Origin of the sequence: Nitrosomonas sp. Nm33 (genome assembly GCF_900107265.1) — a bacterium.
Taxonomy (GTDB): Bacteria; Pseudomonadota; Gammaproteobacteria; order Burkholderiales; family Nitrosomonadaceae; genus Nitrosomonas.
The window spans coordinates 1-23444 of record NZ_FNPJ01000050.1 but is presented as its reverse complement, the minus strand read 5'-3'; the positions used below and the strand labels follow the sequence as shown (position 1 = coordinate 23444).

At 42.0% G+C, this 23444-nt stretch carries 26 protein-coding genes and 1 tRNA gene; 24 read left to right on the top strand and 3 right to left on the bottom strand.

The genetic code is table 11. The annotated features are described in order from the left end of the window. From BLV54_RS16465 to BLV54_RS10485, 13 genes are all read left to right on the top strand, one after another. A partial coding sequence (locus BLV54_RS16465) for a hypothetical protein (RefSeq protein WP_218132374.1) occupies nucleotides 1–273 on the top strand: 273 nt, incomplete at its 5' end. Between the two features lie 411 nt (nucleotides 274–684). Continuing rightward, nucleotides 685–1119 carry a type II secretion system major pseudopilin GspG gene (gspG, locus tag BLV54_RS10540; protein ID WP_090571466.1) on the top strand — a complete coding sequence of 145 codons (435 nt, stop codon included), beginning with the start codon at nucleotides 685–687 and terminating at the stop codon, nucleotides 1117–1119. Nucleotides 1120–1128: 9 nt separating this feature from the next. Continuing rightward, on the top strand, nucleotides 1129–2310 hold the full coding sequence (locus BLV54_RS10535) for a type II secretion system F family protein (protein WP_090571464.1): 1182 nt from the start codon (nucleotides 1129–1131) through the stop codon (nucleotides 2308–2310). Then, complete coding sequence (locus BLV54_RS10530; protein WP_256329388.1) at nucleotides 2307–3998, top strand: GspE/PulE family protein; 1692 nt, start codon at nucleotides 2307–2309, stop codon at nucleotides 3996–3998. Before BLV54_RS10535 ends, BLV54_RS10530 begins: the two co-directional genes overlap by 4 nt. Further along, nucleotides 3979–4833 (top strand): hypothetical protein, encoded by an 855-nt coding sequence (locus BLV54_RS10525; protein ID WP_256329386.1) that lies wholly within the window; start codon nucleotides 3979–3981, stop codon nucleotides 4831–4833. Before BLV54_RS10530 ends, BLV54_RS10525 begins: the two co-directional genes overlap by 20 nt. 12 nt (nucleotides 4834–4845) lie before the next feature. Beyond that, nucleotides 4846–5382, top strand: a complete 537-nt coding sequence (locus tag BLV54_RS10520) for a PilN domain-containing protein (protein ID WP_090571462.1) — start codon at nucleotides 4846–4848, stop codon at nucleotides 5380–5382. Beyond that, on the top strand, nucleotides 5364–5918 hold the full coding sequence (pilO, locus tag BLV54_RS10515) for a type 4a pilus biogenesis protein PilO (protein WP_090571460.1): 555 nt from the start codon (nucleotides 5364–5366) through the stop codon (nucleotides 5916–5918). Before BLV54_RS10520 ends, pilO begins: the two co-directional genes overlap by 19 nt. Then, nucleotides 5911–6501, top strand: a complete 591-nt coding sequence (locus BLV54_RS10510; protein WP_143032481.1) for a hypothetical protein — start codon at nucleotides 5911–5913, stop codon at nucleotides 6499–6501. The genes pilO and BLV54_RS10510 overlap by 8 nt, the downstream gene beginning before the upstream one ends. Then, the gene (locus tag BLV54_RS10505) at nucleotides 6498–8756 is read left to right on the top strand and encodes a FecR domain-containing protein (RefSeq protein ID WP_090571456.1); all 2259 of its coding nucleotides are present in this window, start codon (nucleotides 6498–6500) and stop codon (nucleotides 8754–8756) included. Before BLV54_RS10510 ends, BLV54_RS10505 begins: the two co-directional genes overlap by 4 nt. A 4-nt stretch (nucleotides 8757–8760) precedes the next feature. Next, the gene (locus tag BLV54_RS10500) at nucleotides 8761–9273 is read left to right on the top strand and encodes a type II secretion system protein (protein ID WP_090571454.1); all 513 of its coding nucleotides are present in this window, start codon (nucleotides 8761–8763) and stop codon (nucleotides 9271–9273) included. Continuing rightward, the gene (locus tag BLV54_RS10495) at nucleotides 9274–9666 is read left to right on the top strand and encodes a type II secretion system protein (RefSeq protein ID WP_090571452.1); all 393 of its coding nucleotides are present in this window, start codon (nucleotides 9274–9276) and stop codon (nucleotides 9664–9666) included. Then, entirely contained in the window at nucleotides 9660–10304 is a 645-nt protein-coding gene (locus BLV54_RS10490) for a hypothetical protein (RefSeq protein ID WP_090571450.1), read from the top strand. The genes BLV54_RS10495 and BLV54_RS10490 overlap by 7 nt, the downstream gene beginning before the upstream one ends. Nucleotides 10305–10658: 354 nt before the next feature. Then, complete coding sequence (locus BLV54_RS10485) at nucleotides 10659–12365, top strand: tetratricopeptide repeat protein (RefSeq protein ID WP_256329385.1); 1707 nt, start codon at nucleotides 10659–10661, stop codon at nucleotides 12363–12365. Between the two features lie 222 nt (nucleotides 12366–12587). Here the strand turns inward: BLV54_RS10485 and BLV54_RS10480 are convergent, their stop codons facing one another. Together BLV54_RS10480 and BLV54_RS10475 are read right to left on the bottom strand one after the other, a co-directional pair. Beyond that, entirely contained in the window at nucleotides 12588–13157 is a 570-nt protein-coding gene (locus BLV54_RS10480; protein ID WP_090571446.1) for a Slp family lipoprotein, read from the bottom strand. 667 nt (nucleotides 13158–13824) lie between these two features. Further along, nucleotides 13825–14307, bottom strand: a complete 483-nt coding sequence (locus BLV54_RS10475) for a Slp family lipoprotein (RefSeq protein WP_090571444.1) — start codon at nucleotides 14305–14307, stop codon at nucleotides 13825–13827. Between the two features lie 487 nt (nucleotides 14308–14794). On the opposite strand from BLV54_RS10475, the gene minC reads away from it, so the two are divergent. From minC to ychF, 10 genes are all read left to right on the top strand, one after another. Next, nucleotides 14795–15541, top strand: coding sequence for a septum site-determining protein MinC (minC, locus tag BLV54_RS10470; protein WP_090571442.1), 747 nt, complete (start codon nucleotides 14795–14797; stop codon nucleotides 15539–15541). Nucleotides 15542–15569: 28 nt separating this feature from the next. Next, a complete protein-coding gene (minD, locus tag BLV54_RS10465; RefSeq protein ID WP_090571440.1) occupies nucleotides 15570–16379 on the top strand; it encodes a septum site-determining protein MinD in 810 nt (269 codons plus the stop codon). Further along, complete coding sequence (gene minE, locus BLV54_RS10460) at nucleotides 16379–16672, top strand: cell division topological specificity factor MinE (RefSeq protein ID WP_090571439.1); 294 nt, start codon at nucleotides 16379–16381, stop codon at nucleotides 16670–16672. The genes minD and minE overlap by 1 nt, the downstream gene beginning before the upstream one ends. Before the next feature lie 186 nt (nucleotides 16673–16858). Then, a complete protein-coding gene (gene lolB, locus BLV54_RS10455; RefSeq protein ID WP_090571437.1) occupies nucleotides 16859–17428 on the top strand; it encodes a lipoprotein insertase outer membrane protein LolB in 570 nt (189 codons plus the stop codon). Nucleotides 17429–17470: 42 nt separating this feature from the next. After that, nucleotides 17471–18313 carry a 4-(cytidine 5'-diphospho)-2-C-methyl-D-erythritol kinase gene (gene ispE, locus BLV54_RS10450; RefSeq protein WP_090571435.1) on the top strand — a complete coding sequence of 281 codons (843 nt, stop codon included), beginning with the start codon at nucleotides 17471–17473 and terminating at the stop codon, nucleotides 18311–18313. 6 nt (nucleotides 18314–18319) lie between these two features. Continuing rightward, nucleotides 18320–18394 (top strand) — tRNA-Gln (locus tag BLV54_RS10445). Nucleotides 18395–18542: 148 nt separating this feature from the next. Continuing rightward, nucleotides 18543–19496, top strand: coding sequence for a ribose-phosphate pyrophosphokinase (locus BLV54_RS10440; protein WP_090571433.1), 954 nt, complete (start codon nucleotides 18543–18545; stop codon nucleotides 19494–19496). 62 nt (nucleotides 19497–19558) lie between these two features. Further along, nucleotides 19559–20155, top strand: a complete 597-nt coding sequence (locus BLV54_RS10435) for a 50S ribosomal protein L25/general stress protein Ctc (protein ID WP_090571432.1) — start codon at nucleotides 19559–19561, stop codon at nucleotides 20153–20155. Nucleotides 20156–20315: 160 nt separating this feature from the next. Then, entirely contained in the window at nucleotides 20316–20882 is a 567-nt protein-coding gene (pth, locus tag BLV54_RS10430) for an aminoacyl-tRNA hydrolase (RefSeq protein WP_090571430.1), read from the top strand. A gap of 72 nt (nucleotides 20883–20954) precedes the next feature. Then, nucleotides 20955–22046, top strand: coding sequence for a redox-regulated ATPase YchF (gene ychF / locus BLV54_RS10425; protein WP_090571428.1), 1092 nt, complete (start codon nucleotides 20955–20957; stop codon nucleotides 22044–22046). Nucleotides 22047–22142: 96 nt separating this feature from the next. On the opposite strand, the gene BLV54_RS10420 is transcribed toward ychF, so the two are convergent. Then, on the bottom strand, nucleotides 22143–22898 hold the full coding sequence (locus BLV54_RS10420) for a DUF2490 domain-containing protein (RefSeq protein WP_090571427.1): 756 nt from the start codon (nucleotides 22896–22898) through the stop codon (nucleotides 22143–22145). 335 nt (nucleotides 22899–23233) lie between these two features. Here BLV54_RS10420 and BLV54_RS10415 point away from each other — a divergent pair. Continuing rightward, on the top strand, nucleotides 23234–23444 hold a 211-nt coding region (locus tag BLV54_RS10415), incomplete at its 3' end, for a helix-turn-helix domain-containing protein (RefSeq protein WP_339389434.1).

Genomic DNA, 23444 nt, shown 5'->3' with positions numbered 1-23444 from the left:
TCGAATATTGAGTGCGCTTCTTACTCATCGTCATTAAGCTCCTTTTTAATTTTGTCAGAGCTTAACAATCTGTACAGTTTTTGGGGACCACTTCAATTCTGGCTGAGCAACAAAAACTGCTCATTGAGTTTCTTTTTTTCGCTCTCAAGGAGAATGAAAAAAGCTCTTTCTGAGCTGAATGCAAACCAGTGTAAACCACCTGGTGGCGCAAAAGGAAGAGATAGGGATGTTCCATGCCCAGCTATACTCCGAGTTCAATCTAGAGGTATTTGAACGCTGATTTCAAGCACGTTATTCGAGTCAAGGCACTGGTGCAAACCAAAACCAGTTGTGGGGTAACACAGAATCTTTTATGTCTCTATACTACATTTTCTGTATGACAGATAAACATGGAGTAATACCCCAAAATTGACATAATAAAGTTATTTTAGCTTTCATACATTCTAAAAAATATCAAACTAAGAAATATTTATGGGCGTAATAGATTTTAATTTGTCAATCAACCCCCATACTCATTTTATTATTTTAATATTTTTTAATGAAAAGCCTGATTGAAATAATTCTGGGATACACTTTGTCTTTCGTGCAGTATTGGTGCTAAATAGCATATCATTATCTTTAATTGCACTGATTACCTTATTGAAGGTCAAAACAAAATTGTAATTTTAGTTGAGAGGTTAAAAAATGGAGTACTGCTATAAGAATAAGCACAAAAATTATATTCGTGGGTTTACACTATTAGAGTTACTAGTGGTGATGGTCATTATAGGTTTGCTCGCTGCCTATGTCGGTCCAAAATATTTCTCGCAGGTGGGCAAGTCAGAAGTCAAAATGGCGCAAGCTCAGATTGATTCGCTTGAAAAAGCCTTGCATCAATATCGCCTGGATGTGGGGAGCTATCCTACGACTGAGCAAGGATTAAACGCGCTCGTGACACGACCTGGTAATGAACCAAAATGGCAAGGTCCTTATCTTGGTAAAACACCTCCACCTGATCCTTGGGGAAAACCATATCAATATAAGTATCCGGGTGAGCGTGCAGAGTTTGATCTGTTTTCATTAGGAAAAGATGGGCAGCCGGGTGGTACGGGTGATGCTGTCGATATTGCCAACTGGTAGAAAGGATCAATGCGTTATACTGTAAAAGCCATTCTTGCCAAACAAGGCACAGTATCTCTCGAACTGGATGCAGCTAATGAGCAGGAAGTTCGACAGCAGATTGCTGCCCAGGGTGGGATGGTGCTGAATGTGCAACGAAACTTCTCTTGGCTTCCCAAATCCAGAACGCGTTTTCCTCTCACTCACTTTAGTCAGGAGCTCCTCTCTCTTTTAACGGCCGGTCTCAGCTTGGTGGAAAGTATCGAGACGCTTATTGAGAAAGAAGAAGATAGCGGCGTACGTAAGATTATCCAGGAAATTCTTGCGCGCTTGTATGAAGGTATGACATTTTCACAAGCATTAGAAACTTATCCTCAGATATTTCCTCCACTGTATATCGCTACGGTTAGGGCGAGTGAACGAACGGGTGATTTACCTGAAGCCTTGACGCGATATATCACCTATCAGACGCAAATGGATATGGCGCGTAAAAAACTGGTGGGTGCTTCAATATACCCGGTTTTGCTGTTGGTGGTTGGACTGCTTGTGGCAGTTTTTTTGCTGCTGTTTGTCGTGCCTAAATTCAGTGCCATCTATGAGGATATTGGTTCGGACTTACCATGGATGTCCGTTATGCTGATCAAATGGGGGCGGTTGGTGCACGAAAGTGGCTGGATGTTAGCGGTAGTCTTTGCCGCTATCATGGCTCTGGCTACTTACAGCTTCACCCGGCCTGCTTTCCGAGCGCGTTTAATGCAGTTGTTATGGCGCATTCCGGCTATCGGTGAGCGTATGCGGATTTATCAACTCGCCCGGTTTTATAAAACGCTGGGAATGTTATTGCGAGGAGGTATTCCGATCACAAAAGCATTGGAAATGGTGAGTAATCTTTTGCAATCTCATTTCCGGCCAAGGGTAATCGCAGCAGCTACCCATATCCGTGAAGGTAAAACAATCTCAAGTGCAATGCAGATGGCAGAGTTGACGACACCAGTAGGAAGCCGGATGTTACGAGTAGGCGAGCGAACAGGACTTATGGGGGACATGATGGAGCGGATTGGTGGCTTTCATGATGAAGAAATCGCACGTTGGGTCGAATGGACAACCAAGTTGATCGAGCCGCTGCTGATGGCAGTTATCGGTACGGTTATTGGTGGTATTATTATTTTAATGTATATGCCTATTTTTGAGTTGGCAGGAAGTATCAATTGATTGAAGCGAGTTCTCAACCTCTTATAAAGCCATCTATCGATCTGCATCAGCTTGGCCAAGCGCGCCAACAGGCTGTAGCTCAGAAAACGCCTGTCATCAAGATACTGGAGGAGGTATATGGTTACTCATCCAGTGAGCTGATGGTCGAATTGGGCCAGCTCATGCAGATGCCAGTACTCCAGATGGAAGATTTGCACGAATTACGTCCCGCTTTTGAGATTTTGCCTTTTTCAGAAGCTGTCAAACAGGAATGTGTATTATTCCGTAAAAATCAAGAATACTTGCTTGCGATAGCAGATCCATTTTTACCCAATTTACATGCCTGGGCAGATGAATACATTGCAGTAGGTGTGACGTGGTATTTAGTGCATCCGGCTGATCTATCAGCATTTTTTGCTCAGCAAGAAAAGAATATGCGGGCGATGGATAATGTGTTGCCAGCGGAGCAGCAGGGGGTGGCGCAGGTAGGTATCGAGAATCTGTCATTAAAGACGATCCATGAAGGTACGAGCAAGGTAGTGAGGCTGGTTCATTCCACCTTATATGATGCCCATAAATCAATGGCAAGTGATATTCATCTCGAAACGATGCAGGGTGCATTAGCGATAAAATATCGGATTGATGGTGTATTGACCACTATTGGTGTGATGCAAGGCTATGATTTGGCTGAGCAGGTGATTTCGCGTATCAAGGTTATGTCTGATCTCGATATTGCAGAGCGTCGGATTCCTCAGGATGGTCGCTTCAAAGTATCTATTCAAGGGCGAGAGATTGATTTTCGTGTATCGATCATGCCGAGTATTTTTGGTGAAGACGCGGTGTTGCGGATCCTTGATCGGGAGGCACTTACGGATCACGTTGAAGGGTTGACATTGAATCAACTTGGATTCAACCAGGCAGCCATTGCCAGTATACGCCGGTTGAGCTCGGAGCCTTATGGCATGTTGCTTGTAACCGGACCTACTGGAAGTGGCAAGACGACTTCACTCTATGCCGCAATTTCGGAAGTAAATCGTGGTGATGATAAGATTATCACGATTGAAGATCCCATCGAATATCAGTTACCCGGTGTTCTCCAGATTCCGGTCAATGAAAAAAAAGGCCTTACCTTCGCGCGAGGATTGCGCTCAATTTTGCGACATGACCCAGACAAAATCATGGTGGGTGAGATTCGTGATGCCGAAACAGCCCAAATTGCAATACAAGCTGCACTAACCGGTCACCTTGTTTTTACCACAGTGCACGCCAATAATGTATTTGATGTGATTGGAAGATTTTCCCATATGGGAGTGGATCCCTATAGTTTCGTTTCAGCCCTGAATGGCATTGTTGCGCAAAGATTGGTTCGTATGTTATGTCCTCACTGCATTGCTGATGAGCACCCTGAAGATCAATTGATTGCGGAATCCGGCATTCCTCTGGAAGAAGTAGAGCATTATAAATTCCGTTTCAGCAAAGGATGTGGCCAGTGCCGTGGAAGTGGTTATCGGGGACGGAGTGCGATTGCCGAGATATTGCTGTTGAATGACGAGATTCGTGAATTGATTATCGCACAGGCTACGATTCGCCGCATCAAAGAAGCAGCTAAACAGAATGGTACCCGCTTCTTGCGTGAAGCTGCGCTTGAGATGGTTAAAGCAGGACAGACCAGTTTGCAGGAGGCTAATCGTGTCACTATTGTGGCGTGATCGGATCGAGTCACTATTATGGCGTGATCAGATTCAGGTTTTTTTTGCGCCCGGACGCGTTGACATGGTGAGAACATTCCGGGGCATAAAATCCAGGCAATTACCCGCAATTTCGAAAATCTATGAGTATCAACAAGATACTGCCATGTGGAAGACATCTTTACAACAACTTGAACAAATGATTGAAAAAGAGAATGCTGCATCAGATTTGAAGGGCGCTGAGCTGATAATTACGCTTTCAAATCATTTTGTACGTTATGTTGTTGTTCCACCGCAGCAAGAAATTACTAATTCTGCTGAATTACTTGCTTATGCCAATTTTAGCATGCGAGAAGTATTCGGAGAACGAGTCGATAGCTGGGTTGTGAGTATAAGTGACGAGGATCCCTATCAAGGTACAGTGTGTGCCGCGATCGCCCGCAATTTATACAATGAGTTTGAAGCGCTGGCATCTCGTCATCGCATTAAGTTAAAGCAAATAGAACCCTATCTGACAGCTGCCTTTGATCAATGGTGTAGATCATTTAATGATAAGCGATTCTGGTTTGTAGTCATTGAGCCGGGGCGACTGTGTATGATTTTATTTTCCAACAGCGAGTGGAAGGGAATACGTAATCAACGCATAGTACATTCGATTGAAACCGAGTTGCTCGCTGCACTTGAACAAGAGGTTATTAATTCCGGTTATCGGGAACCCATTGAGCAGGTATATCTATTTTCACCAGAACATCCGGATTTGGATTTACCAATCGATAAAGGATGGCAATTTGCTCATTTACCGACTGAAAAAATGCCGGTACCCCTCCATTTTCCTTCTTTCTCTTATCGTAGTTGATAGGGTAAGGCCATGCGTAACCTGAAACTGAGGTTTCCTTATGCAGAGCAGCAAGCGCGTCATATCGATTATATTTTGCTGGGATTAGGTTTCCTTATTTTTGTTGCATGCTTTTATCCGCTGAAATCGATCATGGAGGAAATTTCCCATTGGGAAGCACGCATCGATCGTCTTGAGCAGCAACAACAGCATAGAAAGACACCCAGAACACCGATTGCACGAATTACTCAAGAAACACAAAAGGAGGTAAAACAGGCAAATGAAGTTTTGCGACAAATCAATTTACCATGGGAAGTGTTGTTTGATTCGTTAGAGTATGTTGTTAGCAAGGAAATTGCACTATTATCAGTGCAACCAAATGTAGCCAATCGCACGATACGAATCACGGGTGAAGCGAGAAATTTGGTGGCGCTGGCTGATTTTGTCGAAGCGATTGAGCGTGAAGAAGTTTTTGAAAATGCATATTTGCTCAACTATAAAGTGAAGCAACAGAATCCCTATCGACCAATTGCTTTTTCTCTGACCACCACATGGATCGACTTACCTTAGAAAAACTGCTGATTCAAATACGCTGGCAAATAACACGACTTAATCTAATTGGAAAAATAGGTCTGGGTTTGTTTGTACTTTCGATTGTATTTTTCTGGGCAGCTGTTTTGCCACAAAAAGAGGCGCTCCATAAACTCAAAGAACAAGTAGCATCAATGCAGCAGCAGACGCAGATTCAATCTGCTGTACCCACTCAGTTAGATGATAGCCAAGCGTTAAAGGTTTTTTATGATTTTTTTCCGAGTATCGACTCATCGCCCTATTGGATCAAGGAATTGGATAAGATTGCTAAAAAGCGCGGGGTTGAGCTAAGCGGCAGTGACTATCGATTGATGCAAGAACAAGAATCAAAATTGGCGCGTTATGAGATGATTTTGCCTGTTCGTGGTAGTTATCCACAAATTCGTGCTTTCATCGCTGATGTGCTAGAAACCATTCCCGCGATGGCGCTGGTTGATGTAGTTCTTAAACGTGAAGATATTAAATCGGGCAAACTGGATGTGCGACTTAGCATGAGTCTTTATCTGCGTGGCTGACATGGAAAAACAGGCGACCAATTTTCGCAGATTGATTCTGGGGGGCGCATTAGTGGCAACACTAATTGCAGTGGTATGGCTGGAGGAGAATGATGTTGACATAGAAGAAGCTGTGCAACCGATCTTGCCAACTCGACCTACATCAAGTAGTGTGCGTGGCAAAAAAAGTGACATGGGTCATCTACAACTTGATCAATTGGGGCAGCGAAAATTCAATGTAGAAGCGGATGATATCTTTGCGTCGACTTCATGGGAGCCGAGGCAGCCGCGTGCTGATCTTTCCCAGTCACCATTTGGTTCTGGGGGTTCTGGGCAAGCTGCTAGGCCAGCACCTGTTGCCCCTCCACCCCCTGTAGCACCACCTTTGCAATTTAAATATGTCGGCAAAATTACGGAAGGAAAGATGACGAGCGTATTTCTTTCCATGGCAGATAATTATTATATTGCAAAAGTAGGGGGGCGTATCGAGAAGAACTATCGGGTTGATAGAATTAATGATGACGCGATCGAGTTCACTTATCTACCATTGGGCATCAAACAAACTCTTCTTATCAATAACAATAACCCTGGAAGGTTTCAATGAAATCAGGCAGATTTGTCTTCATTGTTTTGCTACTGACACTATTAACGAGTTGTGCGCAATTAGCCACCAGAAATACGGCATTTCTAGAAGGTCAGCAACTGATTGCACAAGGCCAATTAGATGCTGGTTTGAGGAAACTTGAACAGGCGGCCTATGAAGAGCCTGATAACAGAGAAATTCGTGCGGTACTGACGCGGCAACGTGAAATGATCATCAATTACATAATCAATGAAGCAGAAAGTGCGCGATCAGCGGGGAATCTTGATGTTGCCGAACAGAAATACCGCCATGTACTCGAAATTAATGCCAATAGCGAGCGTGCCAGAGCTGGGTTAGAAGTACTCAGTCTGGAACGATATCAGCAATCTTTTATTAAGCAAGCCAGAGAGTCTCTTGCTCGAAATGATGTGGAAGGTGCTGAGGCGGCCGTGCGCGCAGTGTTACAGGAAAACCCGATGAATGGAGATGCGCGCCAATTAATTAAGGAGATCAATCAGCGCCTTACCCGAGCTGAAGAACCTGGACTGGCATTAATTACAGCTTTTGATAAACCCATTACCATGGAATTTCGTGATGCCAGCTTGAAAACAATTTTTGAGCTGATATCACGCGCAGCAGGGATCAATTTCATTTTTGATAAGAGTGTCCAGCAGGACTCGAAGACGTCTATTTTTGTGCGCGAGAACAGAATTGAAGATGTTTTGAAATTGCTATTGATGACTAATCAGCTTGCTTACAAAATATTGAACGACAATTCTTTATTGATCTATCCGGATACACCTGCTAAGCAGAAGGATTATCAAGAGCTTGTGGTGCGGAGTTTTCATGTGATCAATACTGATGTCAAACAGATGGTTGCGATGATCCGAGGATTAGTCAAGGCTAAGGATATTTACGTTAACGAGAAACTCAATCTTTTTGTTATGCGCGACACACTGGAGGCAATACGGTTGGTAGAGCGCCTGGTTGCAATCAATGATTTTCCTGATCCAGAGGTTATGCTCAATGTTGAGGTCTTGGAAGTTAACCGAAATAATATAGCCAAGCTTGGAATTAATACGCCAAATCAAATCACTTATTCTCCCGCACCTGGTTTGCCTCTTGGCATTGCCACACCTGTACCATTTGATGAGATTACGATGGGTTTAAAGAATTTCTCGATCCCTAACCAAGTCGTGATTGATTTAAGAAAGGATCTTACCTTTAATGACCTGCTTGCCAACCCTCGTATTCGCGTCAAGAATCGCGAGAAAGCTAAAATTCTGATTGGTAGCAGGCAGCCTATCATCACTTCCAATGTCACGGGAACTGCTGCTACGGTATCTCAATCTGTGACTTTTATCGATGTTGGACTGAAACTGGAAGTTGAACCTATCATTTCTCCGAATGACGAGGTGTCAATCAAGGTTATGCTTGAAGTAAGTTCGATAACTGCTTTTGAAACTGGAACTTCGGGTAGTAGATTCCCTGTCGTGGGAACACGTACAGCGGAAACTTTACTTTCCTCAAGAGATGGTGAAACCCATGTGTTGGCGGGCTTGATAAACGATGATGATAAAAGAAGCTTGGGAGGTATACCAGGATTGCTTGATACACCGATCCTGAACAGGTTGTTCGGTAACCAAAATCTGAATCGTCAAAAGACGGAGATTATATTGTTAATTACACCGCGTGTTGTTCGTAATGTCACACAACCGACTAAACTGGAGAGTGAGTTTTATTCTGGTACGGCCAATGCTGCTGGAAGATTGTCGACGTACATTCGGAAAACATTGCCACAATCGCTGGCCCTGGCCCCTTCCGGACCTGCATCAACTGCTCGGTCTGTTTTTGGTGAAGTGCAGCCACCAACTGAGCCTGAGTCTGCACCTAATCCTTTTGCCGTAGCAGCTGCGCAAACTAGCGCCTCTTCTCCGTCACTTTCATTGCTGGCACCGGCTACAGTGGCCATGGATCGAGAATTTACCGCTACGGTGAGACTCGTTACCCAGAAATCCAACTTGGTGAATGAGCTTAATCTAGCATACGATAAGGATATGCTGGAAGTGCTGGATGGTGGCGAGAAATCCGGAGTGCGTACTATCAAGTTGGGTAGAGAACAGCCAAGCGGTATGACAGCAGTCTTACGTTTTAAAGCGATTAGTCCAAATCCTGGCACTACTGAGATTGCTATTCAAAGCTCGACAACACAAGATGACAAGGGAAATCCAGTTGAAGTGAACTTACCTCCTCCAGCCAGCATCGAAATCCATTAGAAGTATGCTAAATCGAAGCTCGGGATTGTTATTTTCAACCTGTCGTGGATTTACCCTGGTCGAGTTGATGGTAGTGGTGGCTATAGTCGCTATTTTGGCTTCTGCAGTGATGCCGTTGCGTGAGATTGCCATAAAGCGCGAGAAGGAACAAGAATTACGTCTTGCCTTACGGCAGATTCGCACAGCAATCGATGCGTATAAACAGGCTGCGGATGAGGGGCGTATAGAAAAGAAAGCTGACGAGACAGGATATCCTCGCAAATTGGAAAGCCTAGTGGAAGGTGTGCCAAATATAAAAGATCCTAAAAAAAACATGATCTATTTTTTGCGACGTTTACCCCGTGACCCTATGTTTACAAACTCAGACTCAGATCAGAATGTGCCGGATGCTGACACGTGGGGAAAGCGTAGTTACGAAAGCCCGCCCGGTAATCCAGAAGAAGGAGATGATGTCTTTGATATCTATTCGCATTCCGATCGAAAGGGATTGAATGGGATACCTTATAATCAGTGGTAAATGAGAATATCTGATTTTTACCGGCGTACCGGTTTTACGCTAATCGAGTTATTGGTTGTCATGGCGGTGATTGCTACTTTACTCAGTATTGTTGCACCGAGATATTTCAATTCAGTCGATCGAGCCAGAGAGGCTGTATTGCGACAAAATCTGAGTATCATGCGCGATGCAATTGATAAATTTTATGCTGATAGGGGAGTCTATCCGCTTAATCTGGAGCAATTGGTGGAAGAGCGTTATATTCGTGCTATTCCAATTGATCCAATGACCGACAGTGCTTTTACATGGATTGAAATTCCTCCTCCTGATGAAGAGGTGGTTGAGGGCGTGTATGATATACACAGTAGCTCTGACAAGCAGGCATTAGATGGAACGTTTTACGATAAATGGTGATAAAGAATCACGCTAGCTATTCCTGGGCAGAACAAGGTTATATCTATCTCTGGACGCTATTTGCGGTTGCGCTTGCAGGTGTGGTGCTGGCAGGTGTTGGTCCAATGTGGCAGATTGAATCCCAGCGGGAGAAAGAAATAGAATTACTCTATGTGGGGGATCAATTCAAGCGTGCTATCGAGTCGTATCACATTAGTTCAAGTGGGAAAGCAAAACGGTATCCGGAATCGCTTGAGCAATTACTCGAAGATAGGAGTTCATTGGTAATCAAACGCCATCTTAGAAAAATTTTCCTTGACCCAATGACGAATAGTCATGACTGGGGATTGATTGAGAAAGCTGGGTCGGGAATTACCGGTGTATATAGCAAATCGGACAAGATCCCGCTCAAGCGAGCAAATTTTCCAGAACAATATTCCGCATTTTCAGAAGCACAGAGTTATAAAGACTGGAAGTTTATTCATGCTACTGGTGCTGCTAGTGGAACAGATTCCAGGCAATCAACAACATCTAAATCAGGTTTACAGAATGCTACTCCTACCAATCCTTTTGCTGGCGATAAGGCTACAGCAGGTTCTAATCCTCTTTCCCCAAATCAGCCAGCAAATAGCGCTAATCCATTTACACAAAATCCTTAATGACAGAATGATCTATCTTCAAAGACATTTTTTAGGGAAACACCGAATAAACTCTTGCGTAAACGAGTTATTGCGCTAGGTGATGCTCCAGAATTTGCTTATCTATTCCGATATTTTGTTTTCTGCACTCCCCCTGCCTCGCATTCTTCCTGCTTGATGACTTATTCAGGGTTTCCTTAGGTGACTAAGTAGCTTTAGATGCATAAATTGATGTGAGTAGAGTATCAAAAATACATCTATACATTGTGATCGTTAGCTATACTGTGAGAACTGTTAAATATGCCGTAGTATAAGAACTGGTTTGTTTTTTTTTAGTCTTAATGATTTTATTGGCTCATTCAGATGAATTTTAGAATGCATTGGATATTGTTTTTAGTCGGTCTAGTTGGATGTACTCAGACGCCAAAAGTTGGAAATTTGCAAGCAGTTGAATCGGCTGGCCATAACCAACAGGGGCAATTGAAATCACTCGGCCAGGAATTGACGAGCGAGTTATTGTTTGATTTTTTGCTGGCTGAAACAGCACTGCAACGCGATAATCTTGATGTGGCTGTTGAGCGATATGCTAAGCTCGCCAGAGAAACACGGGATCCACGCATTGCCGAGCGTGCTGCAGATGTAGCGCTTCGTGCCCGTCGACCTGATGAAGCAGAGGAAGCTATTACTTTGTGGGTCGACATTGAGCCAGATTCAATCAATGCGCGTCAAGCTGCAGCGGCCTTGTTTGTGAGTATTGGGAAGCTTGATAAAGCACGTCCTCATCTTGAGAAACTGCTATCGTCCGAGAAAGGTTCCGTTGATAAGGCTTTTATGCATTTGAGTAGGCTACTGTCACGTCACAGTGACAAAAAAGCAGCACTGAAGTTGCTGCAACAGCTTGCGACTCCTTACCCTGATTTGCCGGAAGCACATTTCGCAATTTCCCAGGCTGCATGGAATGCTAATCAGCTTGATCTCGCACTTAAGGAAATGAAAAAAGCGTTGGCATTACGTCCTGATTGGGAAGTTGCCGCGATTCATCAAGGTCGAATTTTGCAGAAAATTGCTAATGCAGAAGCGATGACTTTTTATGAAAATTATCTCGCAAAATATCCTAAAGCCAATGATATGCGAATCGCTTATGTTCGCATGCTGATGTCGGAGAAAAATTTTGTTTCAGCGCGCGATCAGTTCCAGAAACTGATGAGGGAGAATCCGTTTAATGCTGATATTGCGCTCGCAGTTGGTTTATTATCTCTTGAATTAAATGATTTCGATGGTGCTGAAGAAAATTTTAAGAAAGCTTTGGATCTAGGTTATGAAGATCCCAATAATATCTATTTCAATTTAGCGCGAATTTATGAAGTTACTCAACGTTTTGATGCTGCTCTTGAAACATATCAGAAAATAAGTGGAGGTGAACGGTATTTGCCCGCTCAAATCCGTTATGCTGTTTTGCTATTCAGGAAAGAAGGAATTGATCGCGCGCGCCAGCATTTGCAACGATTAACACCGGAGAATGAGCAGCAACGCATCCAATTAATTTTAGCTGAAGCACAATTATTACGAGAAGTTAATGCGGATCAAGAGGTTTTTAAGTTACTGGACAAAAATCTTGAAAAAATTCCTGATCAGCCTGACCTTCTTTATGATCGGGCTTTGGCAGCAGACAAAATTGGCAAATTTGACATCGTAGAAAAAGATTTACGCAGACTGATCGAGTTGAAACCAGATAATGCGCATGCCTATAATGCATTAGGCTATAGTCTCGCAGAACGAGGGTTGCGCTTGCCAGAAGCATTGGCTTTAATCAAAAAGGCGGTTGAGCTAGCGCCTGAAGATCCTTACATTATGGATAGTCTGGGGTGGGTGTATTACCGGATGGGAAATCTTGGTGAAGGTCTCAATTATCTGAATCTTGCTTTTACTACTCGTCCTGATCCAGAAATTGCCGCTCATTTAGGCGAAGTGCTCTGGGCTAAGGGGGCAAAAGAGGATGCTGAGAAGGTTTGGCGTTCTGCACTTGAAGCAAATCCAGGCAATGAAATGTTGTTGGATACCATGAAAAGATTGATGCAGTAGCTTTTTTTAGTGAAATATTTTAAGAGCAGCTATATGCTGCTTGATTTTTATCACCTGCTGGATGAACTTTCTGGTGATGATTGTCGATGATGTATTTAAAGCGCTCGAGCTTTATCAACATGAAGAGTTCATTTTCAGAAATAAGATAAAATGCTGCTATAGGTGAAAGAAGAAATATCAGTAAACAAATTGTGATTAGTCAAAAAATACGCCCAAAATTCTTTACCACCAGTAAGGCCAAAAGTGTCTCCTGTAGAAGGAAGGATAACTAGGATAACCGTAATAGCCAAAGTAAGGATAATAAGGATAACCGTAATATCCTCCATATCTACCTGGGCCATAATAATAGTATCGATAATCTTTAGGCCACAAGTAGATTGCCGTTGCTGAAATAAGGGGTACTTGTATGGTTTTATTGCCAATGGTACGCTCAATATCACCTTTGATTGTTCCGGCGACTGTTATCTCAGTATCTTTTGCATAAACAGCAGGGTCCAGAAAATCACTACTTTCAATGACAAAGCGACCTTCATTTTTTTGGCTTAATTGTGGATAACCTCTCTTATCCAGAGGATAAAATAAAACTTGCACCCGACTAAAATCTTTTTCATTTTCTACGTCAACGATTACACCACCCCAGCGAATGGAGACATCCTTATAAGTGTTGATGTCCTCATTTACTGTCTGGTAGGACACATCAACAAAGGGGATATTCCTTATTGCGGCGGGCGGCAAGCTAGCACACCCACTCAGTAGGAAAAATAAACTGATTATTGATAAATGCGATTTCATATTTCCTCCTTTATCAAGTATGCTTGCCTTCTGAGTTTATAGAATCATTCATCAAATCTAAAAATACGGTATTAACCTTTGGACAATTGGTTAAATAGATAATTCTAGCTTAGCAGGCTGTTGAGAAACGTATTTGAGGCTGTAGATGATAGGCAAGAACAGGGGAAAAAAAGTGGAGTTTAACTTGATAAATGAGCTTGTTTTTTGACGCCGCAGCGGTAACGTAGATAGTTTTTCAACAGTCTGCCAGAGGTGGCAGAGAAGACTTTTATGCAGAATGAATTGCGTTATGATTAGATTAATTTCATAGTTGCAAGAGGATAGAGGTAGATTGGATTGTAGAGGTTAAATTGTTCAAATGCTCAGTAGAACCAGAAAAAATAAATGAAGTCCAGCCAGTGCTGGAAATTGGAAGTAGCACTTTTTTGTGCCGGTTTTAGTTTTGTATACTAATGATTTGATTGTAATCGAATAACGATTGCTACAAAAGGTATCTCAGGCGTCGGATTTTTTCAGAAATTCACCCAAAATGTTATTGGATACCATGAAAAGATTGATGCAATAAATTCGTTTTTCGTTTTTACTTGAGTATTTTGAGAGCAGCTATATCATGCTGCTCAATTTTTTCATAAGTAATAATGTCGCAGAAAAATATACACAAAACCCTTTACCACCAATAATAAGGATAATAAGGCACAGAATAATAATAATTACGATAATCTTTAGGCCACAAATAGATTGATGTGGCTAAAATAAGCGGCACTGGTATAGATTTATTGCCAATAGTGCGCTCAATATCACCCTTGATTGTTCCGGCGACTGTTATCTCAGTATCTTTTGCATAAACAGCAGGGTCGAGAAAATCACTGCTTTCAATGACAAAGCGACCTTCACTCTTTTTGTCTATTTTTGGATACCCTCTATAATTAAGAGGATAAAATAAAACTTGTACCCGACTGAAGTCTTTTTCGTTTTCTACGTCGATGATCACACCACCCCAGCGAACAGGGACATCCTTATAAGCGCTGATATCCTGATTTACTGTCTGGTAAGACACATTAACAGAAGGAAAATCTCTTATGGCAGACGGCAAGCTTGTACATCCATTCAGCAATAAAAGTAAACTGATTATTGATAGATAAGATTTCATATTTCCTCCTTTATCAAGTATGCTTACTTTCTGAGGTTATAGAATCATTCATCAAATCTAAAAAATATGGTATTAACTTTTTGACAATAGATTAAATAGATAATTCTAGCCTAGCAGGCTGTTGAAAAACGTATTTGAGGCTGTAGATGATAGGCAAGAACAGGGAGAGAAAAAAGTGGAGTTTATGCTTGATAAATAAGCATCTTGAACCTGTTTTTTGACACCGCAGCGGTAACGTAGATAGTTTTTCAACAGCCTGCCAGAGGTGGCAGAGAGGACTTTTATGCAGAATGAATTGCGTTATGATTAGATTAATTTCATAGTTGCAAGAGGATAGAGGTAGATTGGATTGTAGAAGTTAAATTGTTCAAATGCTGAGCAAAAATATTAGTTCCTTTCGATTGGAAGATATAATGCATAATTGTTGTCAATAAATAAATTAATATCGATATTATCTTCTATTATTAAGACCAGCTTGATTTAACAGATGTCGATAGAACCAGAAAAAATAAATGAAGTCCAGCCAGTGCTGGAAATTAGAAGCAGCACTTTTTTTGTGCCGGTTTTGGTTTTGTATATTAATGATTTGATTGTAATCGAACAACGATTGCTACAAAAGGTATCTCAGGCACCGGATTTTTTCAGAAATTCACCCATCGTGTTTGATCTGCACGCATTAAACAATAATAATAATGAAATAGATGTTGTAAGATTAGTGCAGCTTATTCGTAAGATTGGCTTATTCCCTATAGGAATACGTGGCGGAAGCGAGTCTCAGAATGAACAGGCAAATTCGATATTTATTCCAGTAGATAACACTCGAAGTAGTCAAAGTATAGCCGCCGCTGAAATACCCAGAACATCTGCACCCAGCCCCCAAACGATTGTTAAGGAAGTTGTCGTGAATAATGCGGCGACACTGATTACTCAGCCTGTTCGTTCGGGTCAACGTATTTATGTATCTGGCGATTTGATTATATTAGCTCAGGTCAGCGCGGGCGCTGAAATCATGGCTGAAGGTAATATCCATGTTTACAATACATTAAGAGGTAGAGCGCTTGCGGGAGTACAAGGCGATACGAATGCAAGAATATTCTGCTTTGATTTGCAAGCTGAGCTTATTTCAATAGCTGGAGATTATAAAACAAGCGAGGATCTTAAGGAAACAATTAGAAAAAAACCAGTACAAATCTATTTGCAGAATCATGCTTTGATAATAAAAGAATTAGGATAGGATATCTCAGCGAAGGAGGGAGGATTAAGTGGCAAGAATCATTGTCGTAACGTCGGGCAAGGGGGGAGTTGGTAAGACAACTACAAGTGCGGCTATTGCCATGGGATTGGCAAAAAAGGGGCATAAAACAGTCGTAATTGATTTTGATGTGGGTTTACGCAATCTTGATCTTATCATGGGTTGTGAACGGCGAGTTGTCTACGATTTCATCAATGTGATTAATGGTGAAGCAAATCTTAATCAAGCATTGATTCGCGATAGGAACTGTAATTTACTCTTCATTCTGCCTGCCTCACAAACACGCGATAAAGATGCTTTAAGTCTGGAGGGGGTGGGGAGAGTGTTAGAAGAGCTCTCTAAAGATTTTAAATATATCGTGTGTGACTCACCCGCTGGTATTGAAAAGGGCGCTCATTTGGCGATGTACTTCGCTGATGATGCTTTTGTCGTTACCAATCCAGAGGTGTCTTCTGTTAGAGATTCGGATCGTATGCTTGGTATTATGTCAAGTAAATCACGAAGAGCTGAGTTAGGGATGGAACCCATCAAAGAGTATTTATTATTAACTCGTTATGATCCGTATCGGGTTGAAGCAGGAGAAATGTTGAGCCTGGAAGATGTGCAGGAAATATTATCTCTGCATTTGTTGGGCATTATTCCAGAGTCGAAATCTGTTCTAAACGCATCTAATTCAGGTATTCCAGTGATCTTAGATGAGAAAAGTGACGCGGGCCAGGCTTATGCTGATATAGTGGCGCGTTATCTCGGGGAAAAAAGGCCTCATCGTTTTATTGAGGGTAAAAAAGGATTTCTTAGGAAGCTTTTTGGAGGAAAATAATGAGCTTGCTGGATTATTTTAGATCATCTAAATCCAAAACAGCTTCTGTTGCTAAAGAAAGGTTACAAATTCTCGTAGCACACGAACGTTATTATCGTAATAAACCTTCTTACCTTCCGCAATTGCAAGAAGAGTTACTGACAGTCATTCGTAAATACGTCAAAGTGGATCAAGACGCTATCTCAGTTAAATTTGAACAGGATGAGAATCAAGAGACGCTTGAATTAAATATTGTATTGCCAGATACTCAAAATAACAAGAGTGTACCTGAGGCACCCAGAAGTGGTTTTTAATTAACATTTGCTTTGTTATGAAGCAATGATGCACGACTTGAAGCGAAAATAGGTAATAGCAGAAATTTGGATACTTAACTGCTAGGAACGTAGAAAAACAAAGTGTAGGTTTGATATCCATTGGTCAATAGCATTAGAAAAAATAATGAATTTTTTGTATGGAAGTTTCTGATTTGTATAATTTCGATGCTTGCAGGCTGTGCAGTATTTGAAAGCCGGAATGTCGTTACTACTGTTGTTACCCAACCTGGCGAAGGGGTAGGAAGGGAGATAGTTACTCACTTTGATTTGATGGGGAGAGTTTCGGTCAAGGCAGGTAAGAATGGATTTTCAGGCGGTGTGCACTGGCAGCATACCGAGATCAGTGACGAGATAATGTTATTTTCACCCTTAGGGCAGGCTGTTGCTCAGATTGAGCGGAGTCCAGAAGGTGTGAGTCTTATTACCTCAGAACAAAAAGCTTATTATGCAAGTAGTGTGGAAAATTTGACAGAAGATGTATTAGGATGGCGTTTGCCGCTTTCTGGATTACAATTCTGGGTGCAGGGCACTCATTTTCCATTCACAATGTCTGAAAAGGATTTGGATAGAAGTGGCCGCACGGTAGCGATCAGGCAAGACGGCTGGAAAATTACTTATTTGGATTATTTTTCGCAACTTGTTCCCGCATACAATAATCTTCCAAGGGTATTGGAGCTTAGCCATATAGATTTAAAACTGAGATTGGTCATCGATAACTGGAAAATCAAAGAGTAATGGTATTCTCTTCTTAGAAGATATTTTATAATATTTAAAAATATGCAAACCTTTCCAGCACCTGCCAAACTTAATTTATTTCTGCATGTGGTGGGACGCCGGGAAGACGGGTATCATCTGTTGCAAACAGTCTTTAGGTTTATAGATTTTTCGGATCAGCTGAGTTTTGTTTTAAGAGATGATTCTGTCATCAAATTGCACACTCCTATTCCTGGCGTGCCTGAAGAAAATGACTTGTGTGTTCGGGCGGCAAAATTGTTGCAGCAAAGAAGTCATACAAATCTTGGAGTAGAAATTTTTTTAGAAAAATGTATTCCCATGGGTGGCGGATTGGGAGGAGGAAGTTCCGATGCGGCAACGACCTTGCTTGTACTTAATCGCTTATGGGGATTGAATTGGAAAAGAGCACACTTGATGGAATTAGGGTTAGAGCTAGGTGCTGATGTTCCCGTATTTATCTATGGTGAAAATGCTTTTGCAGAAGGGATAGGTGAGAAACTTTCATCGATCGCTTTGCCACCAGCCTGGTATTTAGTGTTAACACCATCAGTGAATGTTTCAACAGGACAAATTTTTTCAAACAATGAATTGACACGAAGCACAAATCCTATCACAATACCGCCCTTTTCCATCTGGCAAGGACGTAATGATCTTGAAACAGTGGTTTGCCAGATGTATCCTGTTGTGGCAAGATATTTGCAGTGGCTGAAGCAATTGAATAATACGACATTAGTCGCAATGAGTGGTTCGGGTGCTTGTGTGTTTGCCGAATTTGCAAACGAACGGGCGGCGAAACATGCTTTTCAGCAATTGCCCAATGGAATGAGTGGTTTCGTTGCAGAGGGATTAGCTTATCACCCATTGCAGAAATTTTTAGTAGAGTAGTGAATTTGGGGAGTCGCCAAGCGGTAAGGCACCGGATTTTGATTCCGGCATTCGTAGGTTCGATCCCTACCTCCCCAGCCAGTAATCTGTAATGATCAGAATCGATTTCAAGTAACTGGTTTTCTGGTTTAAATCAGAGCATATAAATTTATAATTATGTGGCGAGCTTTGTATTACCAGGAGGAACTGTGTTTTTCAGTATCCAGTCGATAGCAGGAAACTATTAGCCATGTCTTATGACAGCTTGATGGTTTTTACTGGCACAGCCAATCCACAACTGGCCCAGGATGTGGTCAAGTATCTCAATATTCATTTAGGACGAGCAACGGTTTCTCGTTTTAGTGACGGCGAGATCATGGTCGAGCTTCTTGAGAATGTGCGTGGCAAGGATGTGTTTGTATTGCAATCTACTTGTGCACCTACCAATGACAGCCTTATGGAAATATTGGTGATTGTAGATGCCTTGAAGCGTGCTTCAGCAGGCCGTATTACAGCTGCAATCCCATACTTTGGTTATGCGCGTCAGGATAGAAGGCCGCGTTCGGCGCGTGTGCCGATTACAGCCAAAGTAGTAGCCAATATGCTTACCACTGTTGGAGTAGATCGACTTTTGACAATGGATTTGCACTCGGATCAGATCCAGGGTTTTTTTGATATACCAGTGGATAATATTTATGGAATGCCTATATTGTTAGGTGATATATGGAAGCATAATTATCAAGACTTGATCGTCGTATCGCCTGATGTGGGTGGTGTGGTACGAGCGAGACATTTGGCAAAACGTTTAGAGTGCGATCTTGCGATCATCGATAAACGTCGCCCTAAACCGAATGAATCTATAGTAATGAATATTATCGGTGAAGTTGATGGGCGTACTTGTGTCATTATAGACGATATGGTAGATACGGCTAATACACTATGCGAAGCTGCCAGGGCCTTAAAAGAGGTAGGTGGTGCCGCGAGTGTGGTTGCCTATTCTACTCATGCGGTGCTATCTGGTAAGGCAGTGGAGCGGATTGCAAATTCTAAACTGGATAAATTAGTAGTTACTGATACGATTCCGTTACGTGAGGATGCCAAGGCATGTGATCGAATTTGTCAGTTAAGTGTCGCGAGTTTACTGGGTGAATCCCTGCTCCGAATAAGTAATGAGAGTTCATTGAGCTCATTGTTTATGGAATAAATGAAGATATTTTTATTTTTGATTTATCTGGTCGCGGATAAATCTTATTTTGGAGAATTGAAATGCAAATTGAAATTGATGCTAATAAACGTGCATTGCAGGGCAAAGGTGCGAGCCGCCGCCTGCGTGTGGCTGGTAAAGTTCCTGGAGTGGTTTATGGTGGAGAGGGTACTGCGCAATCTATAGAATTAGACCACAACAATCTATTCCATAAGCTAAAACTGGAAGCGTTTCATGCATCTGTTTTATCGTTAAATGTTGACGGTGTTAAGGAACAGGTATTGTTGCGTGATGTACAAATGCATCCTTATAAACTGCAGGTGCTTCATGTAGATTTTCAGCGGATTGATAAGAATAAAAAAATACACACTAAGGTTCCGCTGCATTTCATTAATGCTGAGCTTGCGCCTGGAGTAAAACTAGCAGGTGGCATGATCAGTCATGTGCTCACTGAAGTAGATATATCGTGTTTTCCTCAGGATTTGCCTGAATATATTACCGTCGACTTGTCAGAAATGACCGCGGGTAGTACCTTGCATCTGAGCGATCTTAAATTGCCAGAAAATGTGGAAATTCCTGCATTGATCAGAGGTGATAATCTACCAGTGGCTACCCTCATTGTTCAGCGAGGCGCAGCTGAAGAAAGTAGTGCGAGTTAATTCTTAAATGGGTTAAATGGCCGAATAAATAGGTCGCATGAATTGGAAATACAGGATGAGTTAATCTCTTCTGTATTTCGATTCCCAAAATTAAGAAATCGCAGATGAACATGTTCAGATTGATGGAAAGTTATTGTTGTGTAATCAAATCGAGTAAAGAATGAGACTCATTGTAGGACTCGGTAATCCTGGAGAGAAGTACGCTGCTACGCGACATAATGTTGGATTTCACTGGCTGTGTCGTTTGGCAGAGCAATTGCGAATCACATTCAAATCTGAAGTTAAGTTCCATGGTTTGTGTGCAAATGTTATGCAAGATGATGAGCAGTTATGGCTGCTTAAGCCACAGACATACATGAATGCAAGTGGGATGGCTGTGGCAGCTTTATCTCGTTTTTATAAGATCTCCCCTGACCAGTTATTGGTTGTTCATGACGAACTGGATTTGCCCCCTGGAACTGTCAAGTTAAAATTAGGTGGGGGCACAGGAGGTCATAACGGTCTAAAGGATATTATTTCACGTCTTGCTACCAAGGATTTCTGGCGATTGCGAATTGGAATAGGCCATCCAGGGAATAAAAATGAGGTAGTGGATTATGTATTGCATTCACCCCGAAAAGAAGAAGCTTTATTGATTGATGACGCTATCCAGCGAAGTCTGATTGTCTGGCCCCTCATCGCAAGTGGTGATTACTCTGCTGCAATGCATAAATTACACACAAAATAAAAAGAGACATAAAACTATACTTTTTATTTTGTGTATTTTCTCGTTTACTAGAAATTTAATAATAATCAGATTATGAGCCTGAAGTGTGGCATCGTTGGCCTCCCTAATGTTGGTAAATCAACACTTTTCAATGCGCTAACCAAAGCAGGCATTGCTGCTGAAAATTACCCATTTTGTACAATTGATCCTAATGTGGGCGTTGTCGAAGTTCCTGACCCGCGTCTCAAAAAGCTCAGCGAAATTGTTAAACCCCAGAAAGTACAGCCTGCCATTGTCGAATTTGTCGATATTGCCGGTCTGGTAGCGGGCGCATCTAAAGGTGAGGGGCTAGGCAATAAATTTCTGGCAAACATCCGTGAAACTGATGGTATTGTTCATATGGTGCGTTGTTTTACTGATGACAATGTGGTTCATGTGGCAGGAAAGGTGGATCCCATTTCGGATATTGAAGTAATTCAAACCGAGCTTGCATTGGCTGATATGGCCACAGTGGAGAAGGTACTGCAACGAGAAGCCAAGCTTGCTAAATCGGGTAACAAGGAGAGTATCCGATATGTGGGCGTGCTGGAAAAATTACATGCTCATCTTGACCAAGGTAGACCAGCGCGCAGTCTAGTGTTAGAGAAAGAGCAGCAGCCGCTAGTGAAGTTATTGTGTTTGTTGACATCAAAGCCAACTATATATGTGGCAAATGTTGCGGATGATGGTTTTGAAAATAATCCACTACTGCAAAGCGTTCAGGAGTATGCGGTACGGGAGGGAGCGCCTGTTGTGGCAATCTGTGCAGCACTCGAAGCAGAAATTGCGGATCTGTCTGATGAAGATAAGCAAGTATTTCTGGCTGATCTTCATCTGGAAGAACCAGGTTTAAACCGTTTGATTCGTGCTGCTTATCAGCTACTTGGGCTTCAGACTTATTTCACTGCGGGTGTCAAGGAAGTGCGAGCATGGACGATTCACAAAGGAGATACTGCTCCACAAGCAGCCGGGGTGATTCATACTGATTTTGAAAGAGGCTTTATCCGGGCTGAAGTCATCGCCTATGATGATTTTGTAGCTTATAACGGTGAGCAAGGCGCCAAAGAAGTTGGAAAAATGGGCCTAGAAGGTAAGGAATACGTTGTCAACGATGGCGATGTGATCCATTTTCGCTTCAATGTGTAGTGTATTTCTGGTTGGCTATCAACGTATGAAAATTACTTGATATGATTCTGCCCAAGTGTCTGAATTACTGAGACACCGGGGCAGATATTCTAGTTACTAGAAAGTCAAAAACAAATTTACGCCCAAAATATGCATCATTTGATCCGGACGGGTGTTATGGGGCCTATTAATAAGCTGATTCATATAGCCAATTTCCCCGGTGGCGATTTTATTGAATTTCCAGCCTAACCCAACAAAACCTCTGTTCTGATCAAAGCCCTTTGTAATCCAGCCCTTATGAGCAGTAGCCATGTTGATAAACAATTCATCCTGCACGATAAAACTAAGATTCTCATGAATAAAAGTCATTGGGAACGCAAATTTTATTAATTGGCGGAATCGGTAGGCTACATGATTGGAGCCGGGTTCGGGAATGTCTTCATCAAAAAAACGTTGCTCAAAGCGGCTACGCCATTGAAATCTAGCAAACGAGAAGGTATCAGCATAGATTAATTGTTGCCAGATTCGGTTCTCATCAAAATTTTTCCCTCCAATATTGTTAGCAAGAGGTTTAGCATTTGGAATCCAAGCATAACCCGCCCAGATAGTTATTTTGTCATTGACAGCATAACCTATACCTGGCCGGATAATAGCTTGACTAAATTGAGAAGCATCATTACCAAAACGCCCCTGTCCTTCGGCCCAAATTCTCCAATTTTTCAGATTTTCATTACCTGTTACATTCCCTAAGTTTATATTCGCCATAATCTGACCCCAGACTTGGAAGTCAGGTTCGATAGCTTCAGCCTGAGCCTGTGCCGATAACAAACTACAAACAGCTGCTACTGCATAAAGTTTAAGTCTTTTAAACATCTATTTTTTTTCCCTTTCCTTTTTTGATAGAAACCTTTAGCTTTTTATGTGTCTTACCAATTAATTTCACTCGAAAGCTTATTGCATTAGTAATTAAAAAGATAAATTTGATAACTTATATTTGTTTCTGAGCATGCTGATGCTGCAAAGTGAAATTCTTTGAGAGCGAAGCCTACCATAGAAAATGTCAAGAAAGTGTTAATTGTTACAGAAAAAACTTAACAATTATTGCGTATTGTTGCAAGCAAACAACTGTCATGATTAGTTCTTATTCCAATTTGCATTGAAAAATGAAGAAATGAAACAATATAGCCATGAATTACGAGGAAAAAATCATGGCAAGAAAAGCAAGTGGAATAGATCAATTAGTAACGGCCCGGGAATTATTGAGAACAGCTAAAACAGCAGAGGAGTTGAGGGCGGCACAAGCAGTATTGCTGCCCTTGGAACTGGGAATGTCGTTAGAGGAAACGGCGAAGGCTATTGGACGTTCCATTAGATGGACGTGTAGCATGCGCACGCGCTACTGTAGAGTTGCTCGCTGCG